The 12,969-nt window shown below is 72.4% G+C and carries 13 protein-coding genes; 5 read left to right on the forward strand and 8 right to left on the reverse strand.

The genetic code is table 11. The features are described from left to right. Positions 1 to 445 (reverse strand): DNA polymerase ligase N-terminal domain-containing protein (locus VFR90_RS08170; RefSeq protein ID WP_326405615.1); only part of this gene is annotated, 445 nt, incomplete at its 3' end. 12 nt (positions 446 to 457) lie between these two features. Next, positions 458 to 1,396 carry a non-homologous end joining protein Ku gene (gene ku / locus VFR90_RS08175; protein WP_326405616.1) on the reverse strand — a complete coding sequence of 313 codons (939 nt, stop codon included), beginning with the start codon at positions 1,394 to 1,396 and terminating at the stop codon, positions 458 to 460. Positions 1,397 to 1,566: 170 nt separating this feature from the next. On the opposite strand from ku, the gene VFR90_RS08180 reads away from it, so the two are divergent. Further along, positions 1,567 to 1,971: a polyhydroxyalkanoate granule-associated phasin gene (locus VFR90_RS08180; RefSeq protein ID WP_326405617.1), complete on the forward strand. Its 405-nt coding sequence runs from the start codon at positions 1,567 to 1,569 to the stop codon at positions 1,969 to 1,971. Positions 1,972 to 1,993: 22 nt separating this feature from the next. Here VFR90_RS08180 and VFR90_RS08185 read toward each other — a convergent pair whose 3' ends face one another. Together VFR90_RS08185 and VFR90_RS08190 are read right to left on the reverse strand one after the other, a co-directional pair. Beyond that, entirely contained in the window at positions 1,994 to 3,181 is a 1,188-nt protein-coding gene (locus tag VFR90_RS08185) for a sensor histidine kinase (protein ID WP_326405618.1), read from the reverse strand. 154 nt (positions 3,182 to 3,335) lie between these two features. After that, positions 3,336 to 5,228, reverse strand: a complete 1,893-nt coding sequence (locus VFR90_RS08190) for a PAS domain-containing hybrid sensor histidine kinase/response regulator (protein ID WP_326405619.1) — start codon at positions 5,226 to 5,228, stop codon at positions 3,336 to 3,338. Positions 5,229 to 5,318: 90 nt separating this feature from the next. On the opposite strand from VFR90_RS08190, the gene VFR90_RS08195 reads away from it, so the two are divergent. Next, entirely contained in the window at positions 5,319 to 6,689 is a 1,371-nt protein-coding gene (locus VFR90_RS08195; protein ID WP_326405620.1) for a class II fumarate hydratase, read from the forward strand. Between the two features lie 42 nt (positions 6,690 to 6,731). After that, positions 6,732 to 7,859 (forward strand): phospholipase D-like domain-containing protein, encoded by a 1,128-nt coding sequence (locus tag VFR90_RS08200; protein ID WP_326405621.1) that lies wholly within the window; start codon positions 6,732 to 6,734, stop codon positions 7,857 to 7,859. Here the strand turns inward: VFR90_RS08200 and VFR90_RS08205 are convergent. The 3 genes from VFR90_RS08205 to VFR90_RS08215 all read right to left on the reverse strand — a co-directional run bounded on the left by VFR90_RS08205 (position 7,856) and on the right by VFR90_RS08215 (position 10,229). Continuing rightward, positions 7,856 to 8,881 carry an SDR family oxidoreductase gene (locus VFR90_RS08205; RefSeq protein WP_326405622.1) on the reverse strand — a complete coding sequence of 342 codons (1,026 nt, stop codon included), beginning with the start codon at positions 8,879 to 8,881 and terminating at the stop codon, positions 7,856 to 7,858. The two genes, VFR90_RS08200 and VFR90_RS08205, sit on opposite strands and share 4 nt — an antisense overlap. 31 nt (positions 8,882 to 8,912) lie before the next feature. Further along, entirely contained in the window at positions 8,913 to 9,431 is a 519-nt protein-coding gene (locus VFR90_RS08210; protein ID WP_326405623.1) for a pyridoxamine 5'-phosphate oxidase family protein, read from the reverse strand. A 96-nt stretch (positions 9,432 to 9,527) separates the two neighbouring features. Continuing rightward, positions 9,528 to 10,229, reverse strand: coding sequence for a methyltransferase domain-containing protein (locus tag VFR90_RS08215; protein ID WP_326405624.1), 702 nt, complete (start codon positions 10,227 to 10,229; stop codon positions 9,528 to 9,530). A 121-nt stretch (positions 10,230 to 10,350) separates the two neighbouring features. Between VFR90_RS08215 and VFR90_RS08220 the strand changes: the two genes are divergently transcribed. Both VFR90_RS08220 and VFR90_RS08225 read left to right on the forward strand, forming a co-directional pair. After that, on the forward strand, positions 10,351 to 11,712 hold the full coding sequence (locus VFR90_RS08220) for a PQQ-dependent sugar dehydrogenase (RefSeq protein ID WP_326405625.1): 1,362 nt from the start codon (positions 10,351 to 10,353) through the stop codon (positions 11,710 to 11,712). After that, entirely contained in the window at positions 11,709 to 12,143 is a 435-nt protein-coding gene (locus VFR90_RS08225) for a CBS domain-containing protein (RefSeq protein ID WP_326405626.1), read from the forward strand. Before VFR90_RS08220 ends, VFR90_RS08225 begins: the two co-directional genes overlap by 4 nt. A 168-nt stretch (positions 12,144 to 12,311) precedes the next feature. Here VFR90_RS08225 and VFR90_RS08230 read toward each other — a convergent pair whose 3' ends face one another. Next, on the reverse strand, positions 12,312 to 12,944 hold the full coding sequence (locus VFR90_RS08230; RefSeq protein ID WP_326405627.1) for a hypothetical protein: 633 nt from the start codon (positions 12,942 to 12,944) through the stop codon (positions 12,312 to 12,314). Between the last annotated feature and the right edge of the window lie 25 nt (positions 12,945 to 12,969).

Consider the following 12,969-nt stretch of genomic DNA (forward strand, 5'->3'; position numbering starts at 1 on the left):
GGAGCCACTTGCGGCGCTCGTCCGACCAGCGCCTGAGCGTCCAGCCGCCGACGAGCTTCTCGCCGTCCAGCCAGAATGAGAGCTGCCCTTCGTCGAGCGAGCCGCTGAGCGGCTCCCAGGTGCCGCGATCCCACACGATCACGGGCCCGGCGCCGTACGAGCGCTTCGGTATGACGCCCTCGAAGTCGCCCCAGGAGAGCGGGTGGTCCTCGACCTCCATCGCGAGCCGCTTCACCGCGGGGTCGAGGCTCGGCCCCTTCGGCACGGCCCAGCTCTTGAGCACGCCGCCCCATTCGAGCCGGAAATCGAAGTGCAGCCGGCGCGCCCAATGCTTCTGGATCACGAAGCGCCAGCCGCCGCCGAGCGCCTCGTTGCCCGAGGGCTCGGGCGTGTGCGCGAAGCTGCGCTTGCGGCGGTAGGCGTCGAGCGCGGGTTCGCGGCGCATCGCCGATGGGCCTCAGGCGGCGCGTCGGTTCGAGCGCGCGCCGGCCTTCGGGGTCTTGGCGGCCTTGCGTGCCGGCGCCTTCGCGTCGCTCGGAGCGGCTTTCGACTTGCCGCCGTCCTTGCCGCCGCCGAGGCTGCGCCGCAGCAGCTCGGTCAGGTCGACGATCTGCGCGCCGGAGCCCGGATCGCGCGGCGCGGTCTCGGCCTTCTCGACCGTCTCCACCTTGCCGGCCTGCGCCTTCAGCTCCACCAGCCGCAGGATCTCTTCCTTGAACGAATCGCGGTGCTCGTCGGCATGCCAGTGCGCGCTCATCTCCTCGATGAGCTGCAGCGCCATCTTCATCTCGGCGTCCTTCAGGTTGCCGCGGCCCGCCGGCGGCAGCGTCAAGTCCTCCCAGGACTTGATCTCGCCGCCCCAGCGCAGCAGGTTCAGCACCAGCGCGCGGCCCGCCGGCACCAGCACCGCGAGGTGCTGCTTGGTCTGGATCACCACCCGCGCGACGCCGACGCGCTGCGCCGCGATCAAGGCCTCGCGCAGCAGCGCGTAGACCTTCTCGCCGCGCTGGATGGGCGCGATGTAGTACGGCCGCTCAAGGTAGACGAAAGGGATCTCGTCGGCGCGGATGAAGCTTTCGATCTCGATCGTCTGCGTCGACTTCGGATAGGCCTTCGCGATCTCGTCGGGCGTCAGCACCACGTAGCGGCCGTCCTCGATCTCGATGCCCTTGACGATGTCGGCGGGCGCGATCTCCTTGCCCGTCTTCTTGTTGATCCGCTTGTAGCCGACCGGCTCCATCGTGCGGCGATCGAGCCAGTCGAAGTCGAGGCCCGAGGACGAGGTCGCGGAATAGAGCGCGACCGGGATGTGCACCAGGCCGAAGCTGATCGCGCCCTTCCACAGCACGCGCGCCGGGCGGGTGCTGGTGTCGGCACGGGGGTCGGAAGCAGCCATGGTCGGCGCAAGAGGTTCGGTCGGGCCTCATGGTGGGACGGCCCGCTGCCGCGTTGCGCCCGGCAAGCGCGCGCCGGGCTGTAGGAATCGGCCGCGTGTGCAGGCGCGTGCCCCACTGCAGCACGCCGGCGGCCCACACTGCGTGATCGTCTTCAAAGCAGGAGTTCGCCGTGGCCGCCCGCCGTCGCTCGACCCAGTCCCTCGCGCTCCAATCGGCCGAACTGGCCTTCGCCGCGCCGCAGGTCGTTGCGCACCGCCTGACGCGCTTCGCGCAGAGCGGCCATGCGCCCAGCCTCGCCGACCAGCGCGAATGGATGCTGATGGGCACCGAGAAGCTCGCCGCCTTCAACGAGTCCTGGATCGCGGTCGGCATGGAGTTCTGGCGCATCCAGCAGCGCCAGGCCATCGCGCTGATGTCGGCCTTCACCTGGCCGTGGCTGCCGAAGCCGGCGGCCTGGTCGGCCGGCCGCGCGCAGCGCGACGCGCTCGCGATGGCCGCGCTCGCGCTCGCGCCGGTGCATCGCAGGGCGGTGGCGAACGCGAAGCGACTGGTAGCAGTGCGTCGATCGGCCTGAGCGCCGGCGCTCGCTCCGAGTCTTAACCGGCCACCGGCAGCTTCAGCACGAACTCGCTGCCGTGCCCCGGCCCGGCGCTGAACGCCGCGAGGCTGCCGCCGTGCAGCTCCGCGAGGCCGCGCGCCAGCGCAAGGCCGATGCCGAGGCCGCCCTGCGCCCGGCTCGCGTCGCCGTGGGCCTGCGAGAACATGTCGAAGATCGATTCGAGCGCGCCCGGCTCGATGCCGATGCCGTCGTCGCGCACCCGGATCGCGACCAGGCTGCCCGCGCGCTCGGCCGTCAAGGAGAGCCTGCCACCGGGCTCGGTGAACTTGGCGGCGTTGGTCAGCAGGTTGGCAATCAGCTGGGCGAGCCGCAGCGGGTCGGCCTCGAGCCGGCACGCGGCGTCGGGCAGCGTCACCGCGAACGCGTGGCGCCGCTCCTCGATGCGCGAGCGCGCGGTCTCGATCGCGGCGTCGATCACTTCGCGCAGTTCGACGCTGCGGCGCTGCAGCACGAGCTTGCCGCGGGTGACGCGGCCGATGTCGAGCAGGTCGTCGAGCAGCCGCGCCATGTGGCCCGACTGGCGTTTGACGATCTCGCAGGCCCGCGCGCGATCGGCCTCGGGCACGCCGGGCATCGTCAGCAGCGTCGCGGCGGTGCGGATCGGCGCGAGCGGGTTGCGCAGCTCGTGCGACAGCACCGCGAGGAAGCGGTCCTTGCGGCGGTCTTCCTCGGCGAGCCGCTGCTTCGCGAGCACCTGCTCGGTGGTCTCGTTGCACAGCATCAGCACGCCGCCGACGCCGTTCGGCGCGTCCGGGTCGTCGATCGGGCTGTAGCTGTAGGTCCAGTAGATCGGCCGGTGCTCGCCGTGGCGGCGAAACGGCACGAGGTGGTCGCGATGCCAGGTGGCGCCGCGCCCGGCCATCACCTGCTCCACCTGCGGTCCGATGATCGGCCAGATCTCGGCCCAGGCGCGCGCCGCGGGCGCGCCGAGCATCGCCGGGTGCTGCTCGGGCCCGAGCGAGGCGCGGTAGGCGTCGTTGTAGAAGCAGCGCAGCTCGGCGCCCCACATCACGAACACCGGGTGCTGCGTCGTCAGCGCGAGCCTCGTGACGGTGCGCAGCGGCGCGGGCCACTGCTCGGGCGCGCCCAGCGGCGTCGCGTCCCAGGCGAAGGCGCGGATGCGCCCGGCCATCTCGCCCTCGCCTTGCAAGAAGTGGTGGGGCATGGCGGATCGCAGCGAGGCGCCTAGAGCAAGCCGCGCGGCACGGTCGTGGCATCTGCACACGCCGGACCCACCGGCAACCGCCGCCGATCCGGCTTCGCCGGGCCGCCGGCGGCGCGCCCTTGATGGGAAGCGGCGAAGCCGCAACGGGGGTGGGTCATACCGTTTGCGCGATCCAGCGCGACAGCTCGTCCAGATCGACCGGCTTGGTGAAGTGCGCCTCGAAGCCCGCGGCGATCGCGCGCTCGCGGTCGGCGGTCTGGCCCCAGCCGGTGAGCGCGGCCAAGCGCAGCCGCAGTGCGTCGTGGTCGGCGCGCAGCTTCTGCGCGACGGCATGGCCGCTGAGCCCCGGCATGCCGATGTCGAGCAGCGCGATGTCGGGCCGCCAGGTGGTCGCGACCGCGAGCGCCTGCTCGCCGTCGTGCACCGCGCGCACCTCGTGGCCGTCCAGGCGCAGCAGCGTCGCGAGCATGTCGGCCGCGTCGACGTTGTCATCGGCCACCAGGATGCGGCGCGCGAGCGCGTGCACGCGGCGGTCCTTCGCGTCGTCGCCGGCACGCGGTGGCGGCGGCATCAGCGGCAGTTCGATCACGAAGGCGCTGCCCTGGCCGAAGCCCTCGCTGCGCGCCTTGATGCTGCCGCCGTGGCGCTGGATCACCTCGCGCGCGACCGCGAGGCTCATGCCCAGGCCGTGCGGCATCGCCGGGGCGTGGTCGGCGGCGCTGGGCTCGGGCGTCTGCACGAACATCGCGAAGATCGATTGCAGCGAATCGCTCGCGATGCCGATGCCGTCGTCGCGCACCTCGATCACCACGTGGTGGCGTTCGCAGCGCGCCTCCAGCTCGATGTTCCCGCCCTGCGGCGTGTAGCGCGCCGAGTTCGACAGCACGTTGGTCAGCGCCTGCGTGAGCCGCACCGCGTCGCCCTTCAGCCAGACCTCGCCCGGCGGCAGGCTCACCCGCAGCTCGTGCGACTTGCCTTCCATCGCGGGCTGCACCGCGTCCACCGCGCTGTCGACCACGCGCGCCAGCGTGATCGGCTCCAGCTTCATCGCCAGCCGCCCCTGCGAGATGCGGGCGATGTCGAGCAGGTCGTCGAGCAGCTGCGCCATCTGGCGCGTCTGGCGTTCGATCACCTCCTGCGCCTGCTGGCGCTGCGCCGGCTCGGCGCGCGCCGAGCCGAGCACGCGCGCCGCGCTGCGCAGCGGCGCGAGCGGGTTGCGCAGCTCGTGGGAGAGCACGTGCAGGAAACGGTCCTTGCGCCGGTCGGCGTCGCGCAGCGCCTCGACCGCGAGGCGCTCGTCGTCGACGTCGTTGCAGCAGCCGACCCACTCGCGCACCGCGCCGCCCGCCTCGACCAGCGGCGTCGCGCGCCACATCACGTGCCGGAAGCGCCCCGAGGCCGCGTGCCGCAGCCGGGCGTTGACCTGCAACGGCACCGCGGCTTCGCAACTGCGGCGCCACTCCATCGCGAAGCTCGGCTGGTCGTCGGGGTGCAGCGCGGCGACCCAGCCGAGGCCCTCGTACTGCGACCAGCGCTGGCCGGTGTAGAGCTCCCAGGCGGGCTGCGGCGTCGCGAAACGGCCGTCGCGATCGGTCGTCCACGTCAGGTCGCTGACCACGCGCACCAGCGCGCGATAGCGCTGCTCGCTGCGTTCGAGCGCGGTGGCGCGCAGCTTGCGCTCGGTGATGTCGGCCACGACGCCGATCATCCGCAGCGGCCGGCCGCCGTCGTCGCGGATCACGTGGCCGCGGCTGGCGACCCAGCGCCAGCCGCCCTGCGGGCGCTGCACGCGCAGTTCGGCGTCGTAGTCGCCCTCCTGCAGCGCCTCGCTCGTCAGGCGGCGGTTGCGCGCGACATCGTCGGGGTGCAGGCGCGACTCGAAGTCGTCGTAGCGGATCGGCGCGTCGAAGTCGACATCGAACAGCGCGCGCGCCCGTTCGTTCCAGCTGATGCCGTTGGCCGCGATGTCCCAGTCCCAGGTGCCCATCGCCGCGGCGTCCAGCGCGAGTTGCAGCCGGCTCTCGCTGCGGCGCAAGCGCTCTTCCATCCTCGTCGCTCCCCACCAAGTTGAGCCGGCCAAGGTGGCAAGCCGCATGCCTGTCGATTCGACCGGGTGCCGCGTTTGCCTTCGCCCGTCATGACCGAGCCGACCGCCTCGCCCGAGGACGCCTCCAGCCCATGGGGCGCGCAGACCGAACTGGCGCTGCGGCACTTCGCGATCGGCGAGGAGCGCATGCCGGTCGAGTGGATCCAGGCCTTGCTCGCGCTCAAGGGCGCCGCAGCCGCGGTGAACGGCCGTCTCGGCCAGCTCGACAAAACGCTCGCCGAGGCGATCGACGGCGCCTGCGCGGAGCTGCTCGAGCGCGGCGACGCCATGCAGGACTTTCCGCTGTCGATGTGGCAGTCGGGTTCGGGCACGCAGAGTCACATGAACGTCAACGAGGTGGTGGCCCGACGCGCCGAGCGCCGTCTGCGCGACGCGGGCCGCGACGCCCGGGTGCATCCGAACGACGACGTGAACCGTGGCCAGTCGTCGAACGACATGGTGCCCAGCGCGATGCACGTCGCGATCGTCGTCGCCGCGCAGACGCGGCTGCTGCCGGCGATCGACGTGCTGTCGGCCACGCTGCGCGCGCAGGCCGACCGGCATCTCTCGCTCGTCAAGCTCGGCCGCACCCACCTGCAGGACGCGGTGCCGATGACGCTCGGCCAGGAGATCGGCGCCTGGCAGAGCCAGCTGCTCGCCGGCCGCCGCGCGCTGAAGGACGCGCTGCCTGCGCTGCACGAGCTGGCGGTGGGAGGCAGCGCGGTCGGCACCGGGCTCAACACGCATCCGCTGTTCGGCGCGGACGTCTGCGAGGAGCTGTCGCGCCGGCTCGGCTTCGCGTTCTCGCCGGCGGCCGACCGCTTCGCCGCGCTCGCCGGCCACGAGCCGGTGGTCGCCTTCCACGGCGCGCTGAAGACGCTGGCGGTGGCGCTCGCGAAGATCGCCAACGACGTGCGCCTGCTCGCATGCGGCCCGCGCGCCGGCTTTGCCGAGCTGCGGCTGCCGGCCAACGAGCCGGGCAGCTCGATCATGCCGGGCAAGGTCAACCCGACGCAGTGCGAGGCGCTGGTGATGGTGTGCCACCAGGTGATCGGCAACGACCTCGCGGTGACGCTCGGCGCGGCAGCCGGGCAACTGCAGCTCAACACTTGCAAGCCGCTGATCCTGCACAACACGCTGCGCAGCCTGCGGCTGCTGACCGACGCGCAGAACTCCTTCGAGCGCCACGCGATGCGGGAGCTGGCGGCCGACGAGACCCGCATCGCCGCGCTGCTGCAGCGCTCGCTGATGCTGGTGACCGCGCTCAACCCGCACATCGGCTACGACCGCGCCGCGCGCATCGCCAAACGCGCCCATGCCGAAGGCACGACGCTGCGCGAGGCGGGCGTCGCCGAGGGCCTCGACGCCGGCGACCTCGATCGCTGGCTCGACCCGGCCGCGATGCTCGGACCGCGCGGCTAGGCGCCGACGGGCAAGGCACGCGGCTTGCCGCCGGAGTCGGTCATGCCGAGCACGCCGCCGCGTTTGCCGATCAGCGAGCCGCGTGCCCTGGCCCGGTGGCCGGGCTCGGGCACGGCCGACGACGGCATCGCGCCACCTTCGCCCGCCCCGGCGCCGCCGGTGCCGATCGAGCGGGCGCACGCCCACCAGCTCGTCGAAAGCCTGGGCCGGCCGTTGAGCGCCGGCAACCGCGTCGAGCCGCTGCTCGGCGCGTCGCGGCTCGCCGAGGCGCTGCAGCGCGCGATCGACGGCGCGGTGAACCACATCAACCTGTGCGGCGATCTGGTGCCGGCCGCGGCCGGCGAGCAGCTGGCCGAGCGGCTGGTCGGCCGGCTGCGCGCGGGCGTGAAGGTCAACCTGTGCTGCGAGGGGCACGGCTCGCTCGCCGCGGGCGCCGCCGCGCTCGAGCAGCTCGCGGCCGCCGGCGTCAGCCTGTGCGGGCCGGCGCCGCCGCGCGGCGTGCTGCACGCCTGGGTGCCGTGGTGGCGGCCCACGGCGGCGAAGGCGGCGCCGATGCTGATCGTCGACGGGCGCCGGGCGATCGTGGGTGCCGGCGCCGATGGCGGGGGCGGCACCGCGGGCGAGGCGAACTTCGCGCTCGCGATCGAGGGCCCGGCGCTGCAGCGGCTGCAACGGCGCTTCCTGCGCGAGTGGCTGCACCGTTCGCGCCAGCCAGTGCAGCCAGCACGCTACTTCCCTCCGCTGTTGGTCGCCGGCACCCAGCGCCTGGGCATCACCGACGGCGGCGACGCGGCGCCCGCGCTGCGCGCCTTGCACGACGCGCTCGGCATCGCCTGCGTCGGCGTGAACCTGGTCGCCGCGACGCCGCCGGGGCGGCGGCTGCGGCTGGCACTCGCGTCAGCAGCCGAGCACGGCGTGGTGGTGAACATCCTGCGCAGCGGCCTGGCCGACGCGACCGCCACCGCGAGCCGTTGCTGGACCGCGCTGGAAGACCGCGGCGTTCGCGTGCATGCGCTGCGCGAAGGCGACGACGCGCCGCCGCCCGGCCTGTGCACGATCGACGGCGTGTGGTCGGGCTTCGCCGCGAGCGACAGCGCGCCCGGGCTTGTGGTGCTCGACCGGCCGCTGGCGCGCCGGCTCGAGCAGTGGCTGCGACCCGGGCAGGCCTAGATCGCCCCCACGCTCCCGGTGATCGGCAACACCACGCCGGTGATGTAGCCCGAGCACGCCGGCGCGGCCAGGAAGACGTAGGCCGGCGAGATCTCCTCTGGCTGGGCGGCGCGGTGCAGGTCGGTCTGCTGGCCGAACTGCGCCACCTTCTCCGCCGGCGAATCGGCCGGGTTCAGCGGCGTCCACACCGGGCCGGGCGCGACCGCGTTGACGCGGATGCCGCGCTCGGCGAGGTTCTTCGCGAGCGACTTGGTGAAGGCGTGGATCGCCCCCTTGGTCGTCGAATAGTCGAGCAGCTGCGGGCTGCCCTCGAGCCCGGTGACCGAGCCGGTGTTGAGGATCGAAGCGCCGCGCTCCAGGTGCGGCAGTGCGGCCTTGGCCATGCGCATGTAGCCGAGCACGTTGGTGTGCAGCGTCTCTTCCATGCGTGCGTCGTCAAGGTCTTCGAGCGAGGCCGCATGCAGCTGGAAGGCGGCGTTGTTGACCAGCACGTCCAGCTTGCCGAAGCGTTCGATCGTCGCGTCCACCGCGTGCTTGCAGAAGGCCGCGTCGCGCACGTCGCCCGAGATGGCGAGCGCCTCGCGGCCTTCGGCCTCGACCAGGCGCACCGTCTCTTGCGCATCGTCGTCCTCGTCGAGGTAGGCGAGCGCGACGTCGGCGCCCTCGCGCGCGTAGAGCACCGCGACCGCGCGGCCGATGCCGGAATCGCCGCCGGTCACCAGTGCGACCTTCCCTTCGAGCTTGCCGCTGCCCTTGTAGTCCGGCGCGGCGAAGCGCGGCGCAAGATCGAGCGCCGCCTCGCGGCCCGGCTTGGCGAGGTGCTGCGCGGGCAACTGCTGCGGCTGGTCGCGCGCGCCGGCCTGCACCGGCTCCGGCTTCTTGCTCTTCTCGCTTTTCGCGTTCTCGGGCTTCGCCGGCTTGCCGCCCGATTGCGAGGCATCGCGCTCGTCCTGGCCGCGTTGCAGCGCGCGCTGGCGCTCGGCGGTGTCATGGGCCGCGGAGGCCCAGCGGGTGTCCTTCATCGCTCGTTCCTCGTCGTCGCGGCGCGCGGCGTCATCGCACGCTGACGTGGCCGTGCTCGGTCATGTCGGTCGGCGGCTTGCCGGTGACGGCCGCGCTCGCCATGCGCCACAGCTGCACCAGCTTGCTCTGCTTCACGTCCCAGTAATCGGCGTGGCTGATGGCGACCTTCACCAGCGCGAGGTCGGGATCGTCGAGCCCGCCCGGGAACCAGGCCTTGGTCGTCGGCGACCACAGCTGCTCCTTCTTCGCGCGGTCCTCGCTGATCGTCGCGCGGCCGGAGACGCACACGTAGCTGTCCTTGTCGGTGTCCGAATAGGTGATGCACACCGAAGGATCGGCCTGCAGGTCGGCCACCGCCTCGCCCTGGCGCGACATGAAGAACCACAGCGTCGCGTTCTCGTTGTCCTCGCGATCGAAGCGCGAGTTCTGCGTCGTCATCGGCCGCGAGTGCATGTAGCCGTCGGCATGGTGCGTGGTCAGCATGCCGAACTTGATGTCCTTGATCAGGTTCCAGAGTTGCTCCTTCGCGACGGCGCCGGTCTGTTCCATGACTGCTTCCTTTCGATGGCTCTCGGAGCCCTCGATTCGGCAAGCGCCGTTCCCATTCGGGCCGCGCCGCAAGGCTTGCCGTCCGTTCGCGCCGCGCTAGGCGCAGTGCACGCTCGGGCGCGTCTCGGTGTCGGCGCAGGGCTTGCGGAAGAAGTCGTAGCGATGCCGGCGCCAGCCGGGCACGCACACCGTCGCGGCGCGCAGCGGCCGGAACAGCGTGCGGTGGAACAGCCGCAGCGCCGGCAGCGCCTCGAGCGCGAACGGCCGGCGTCCCGGGCGATCGTTCCACCCGACGATCAGCTCGCCGCCCGGCCGCAGCACGCGGAACAGTTCGCGCAGCGCGCGGTCGGCGCTGTCGACGTCGTCGAGGCCCCAGCCGATCACGCCGTTCATCAGAACGACGTCGAAGCTCTGCGGCTCGAGCGCGTCGCCGAGCTCGCCGAGCGCGCCGACGACGTGCCGCTGCGAACTGCCGTAGCACGCCATCGCCGGGTCGCGGTCGACGGTGACGTAGCGGTGCCGCGGCAGCAGGGCCTCGTAGCCGCGGCTTTGCAGGTGCGTGCCGACCGACAGCAGCGACAACGGCGCGTCGCTGCGCGCGTAGTGGGCGAGGATCACGTCCTCCAGCAGGCGCCGGTCGGCGCTGCGGCGATCGAGCAGCACCGCGGTGCAGCGGCGCAGCAGGCTTGCGCCGCTGCGCAATGCACCGGGCAGGTCCGCCGCGAAAGCCGGCTCCAGCCCTGCGCCGGGCATCGGCTCCGGCGGGGCGAGCGGCGACGGTGACGTGTCGAGGTGCATCCCACCGCGACAAGGGCAAGCCGCATGCCTTCGCATCGCCTCGCCACGGGCCGCGAATCGGGTACAGCCTTTGCCGACGGCGGGGCGACGCTTGTCCCGCCTCTCTTCACCCGTACACCGCATGCCCTACACCTCTCCGACGTTCTTCGGCCGCCTCGGCGTGTCGCTCGCCGCCGCTGCGGCGCTCCTCGCCGGCTGCGGCGATTCGGCGAAGCTGAAGGTGGTCGAAGGCACCGGCCCCTCGCCGCAGCTGCCGCCGCCGCACAAGACGCTGCTGCCGACGGTCAACATCGCGCCCGCGAAGGGCTGGACCGAAGCCCAGCAGCCCAAGCCCGCCGACGGCCAGCGCGTGCAGCCCTTCGCGACCGGGCTGGACCATCCGCGCTGGCTGCTGGTGCTGCCCAACGGCGACGTGCTGGTCGCCGAGAGCAATGCGCCGCCGCGGCCCGAGCGCAAGGGCCTGCGCACCTGGGTGATGAACAAGGTGATGGCGCGCGCCGGCGCCGGCGTGCCGAGCGCCGACCGCATCACGCTGCTGCGCGACGCCGACGGCGACGGCGTCGCCGAGATCCGCCACGCCTTCGCCGACGCCGACGACGGCCTGCACTCGCCCTTCGGCATGGCGCTGGTCGGCGACCGCCTCTACGTGGCCAACACCGACGCGGTCGTGAGCTTCGCCTACAAGCCGGGGCAGACGCAGGCCGAGGGCCGCGCGCAGCGCGTCGTCGAGCTGCCGGCCGGCCCGCTGAACCATCACTGGACGAAGAACCTGATCGCCAGCCCCGACGGCAAGAAGCTCTACGCGACGGTCGGCTCGAACAGCAACGTCGCCGAGCACGGCATGGCCGCCGAGGAAGGCCGCGCGGCGATCTGGGAGATCGACCCCGCGGCGAACACCAAGCGCCTCTACGCGAGCGGCCTGCGCAACCCCAACGGCATGGCCTGGGTGCCCGCCAGCGGCGCGCTGTGGACGGTGGTCAACGAGCGCGACGAGATCGGCAGTGACCTCGTGCCCGACTACATGACCTCGGTGCGCGACGGCGGCTTCTACGGCTGGCCCTACAGCTACTACGGCAAGACCGTCGATGCGCGCGTGAAGCCGCCCGCGCCCGAGAAGGTGGCCGCGGCGATCGCGCCCGACTACGCGCTCGGCGCGCACACCGCCTCGCTCGGCCTCGTCTACAGCGACCGGAACGCGCTGGGCGCCGGCTTCCAGCAAGGCATGTTCATCGGCCAGCACGGCTCCTGGAACCGCGAACCGCTCAGTGGCTACAAGGTCGTGTTCGTGCCCTTCAAGGACGGTCGGCCCGACGGCATGCCGAAGGACGTGCTCGGCGGCTTCCTCGATGCCGAGGAGCGGGCGCTCGGCCGGCCGGTCGGCGTCGCGATCGACACGCGCGGCGCCCTGCTGGTGGCCGACGACGTCGGCAACGCCGTCTGGCGCGTCAGCGCCGCCACCCCCACCGCGCAGGCGCCGCGATGAAGACCGTGGCCGAGGTGATGACGCGCGACGTCGTCTGCGTCTCGCCGGACGACACGCTGCAGACCGCCGCCGCGCGCATGGACGAGCTCAACGTCGGCGCGCTGCCGGTGTGCCGCGACGGCCGCCTGCTGGGCCTGCTGACCGACCGCGACATCGCGGTGCGCGCCTGCGCGGTGGGCCTGTCGCCGCGCACGACGCGCGTGGACGACGTGATGACCGAACCCTGCCGCTACTGCACGCCGAGCCAGGCGGTCGATGCGGTGCTGCGCCAGATGGGCGACCTGCAGATCCGCCGGCTGCCGGTGCTCGACGACCACGAGAAGCTGGTCGGCATCGTCGCGCTCGGCGACCTGGCCGAGATCAGCATCAACGGCGTGGACGCCGCGCTGCGGCGCATCTCGACGCCTTCGCGCCCCGACCGCGCCGCTTGACGGCCGATCGGGTTCGGCGGTTGCCGGGTCCGTGGCGTCAGGCCGCGACTCGCACGCGGGTCGCGCCTTGCTCGGAGGGGCCGGCTTCGAGTCCTCGCCGGCCCGGGCGAACACCGGTCGCCGCGGGTCGGCCCGCGCGCTGCGCGGCCTGACACCCCCGGCGCCGCGTTACGGGGCGGGCGGGTCGTCGTTGCCGCCGGGGGCGCGCAGGCCGCCGAGGATGTCCTTCATGAGCTTGTCGGCCCGGTCGACGTACTTGAGCAGGTTCTCCTGCGTCGCCTCGTCGAGCTTGCTGAAGACCTCGGGCTCGAGCAGCGGCGTCATGCCGTTCAGGGTCTCGACGATCCGCTGGCCGTACAGCATCGGATTGGTCTGCCAGTTGTCCTCGATGTTCTCGAGGTCCTTCTTCTTGTTGCGCATGTAGGCGTCGGCCTTGGCCGGATCGGCCTGCACCTCGGCGAGCGACGGGATCTTCTCGTTGGTCTCGATGAAGTCGAGACCCATCTCGATGAGTCCGGTCAGCTCGTTCTTGAACGCCTGATCCTTCATGTCCCAGTCTTCGGAGCGCAGCACCTGCTGCCACTTCTTGACCTGCTCCTTCATCGACTGGACGCCGCCCTCGGGGTCGGTCTCGAACTTCTTCGCCGCCTCGGCGAACTTGTCCTTCGCCCGCTCGAGGTAGGCCTCGCGCTTTTCGGGATCGTCGGCCAGCGTCGTCTTCTTCGGCGCGCCGGTCTCCTCCGGTGGATCGTTCCGGGTCGGCTTGACCGGGCGGTTGGCGGTGATGGGTGGGACGGACATGATCGCGGCCTGAAGCTGTAGAAGG

The sequence above is a fragment of the Methylibium sp. genome, assembly GCF_035762065.1.
Lineage (GTDB): Bacteria > Pseudomonadota > Gammaproteobacteria > Burkholderiales > Burkholderiaceae_C > Methylibium.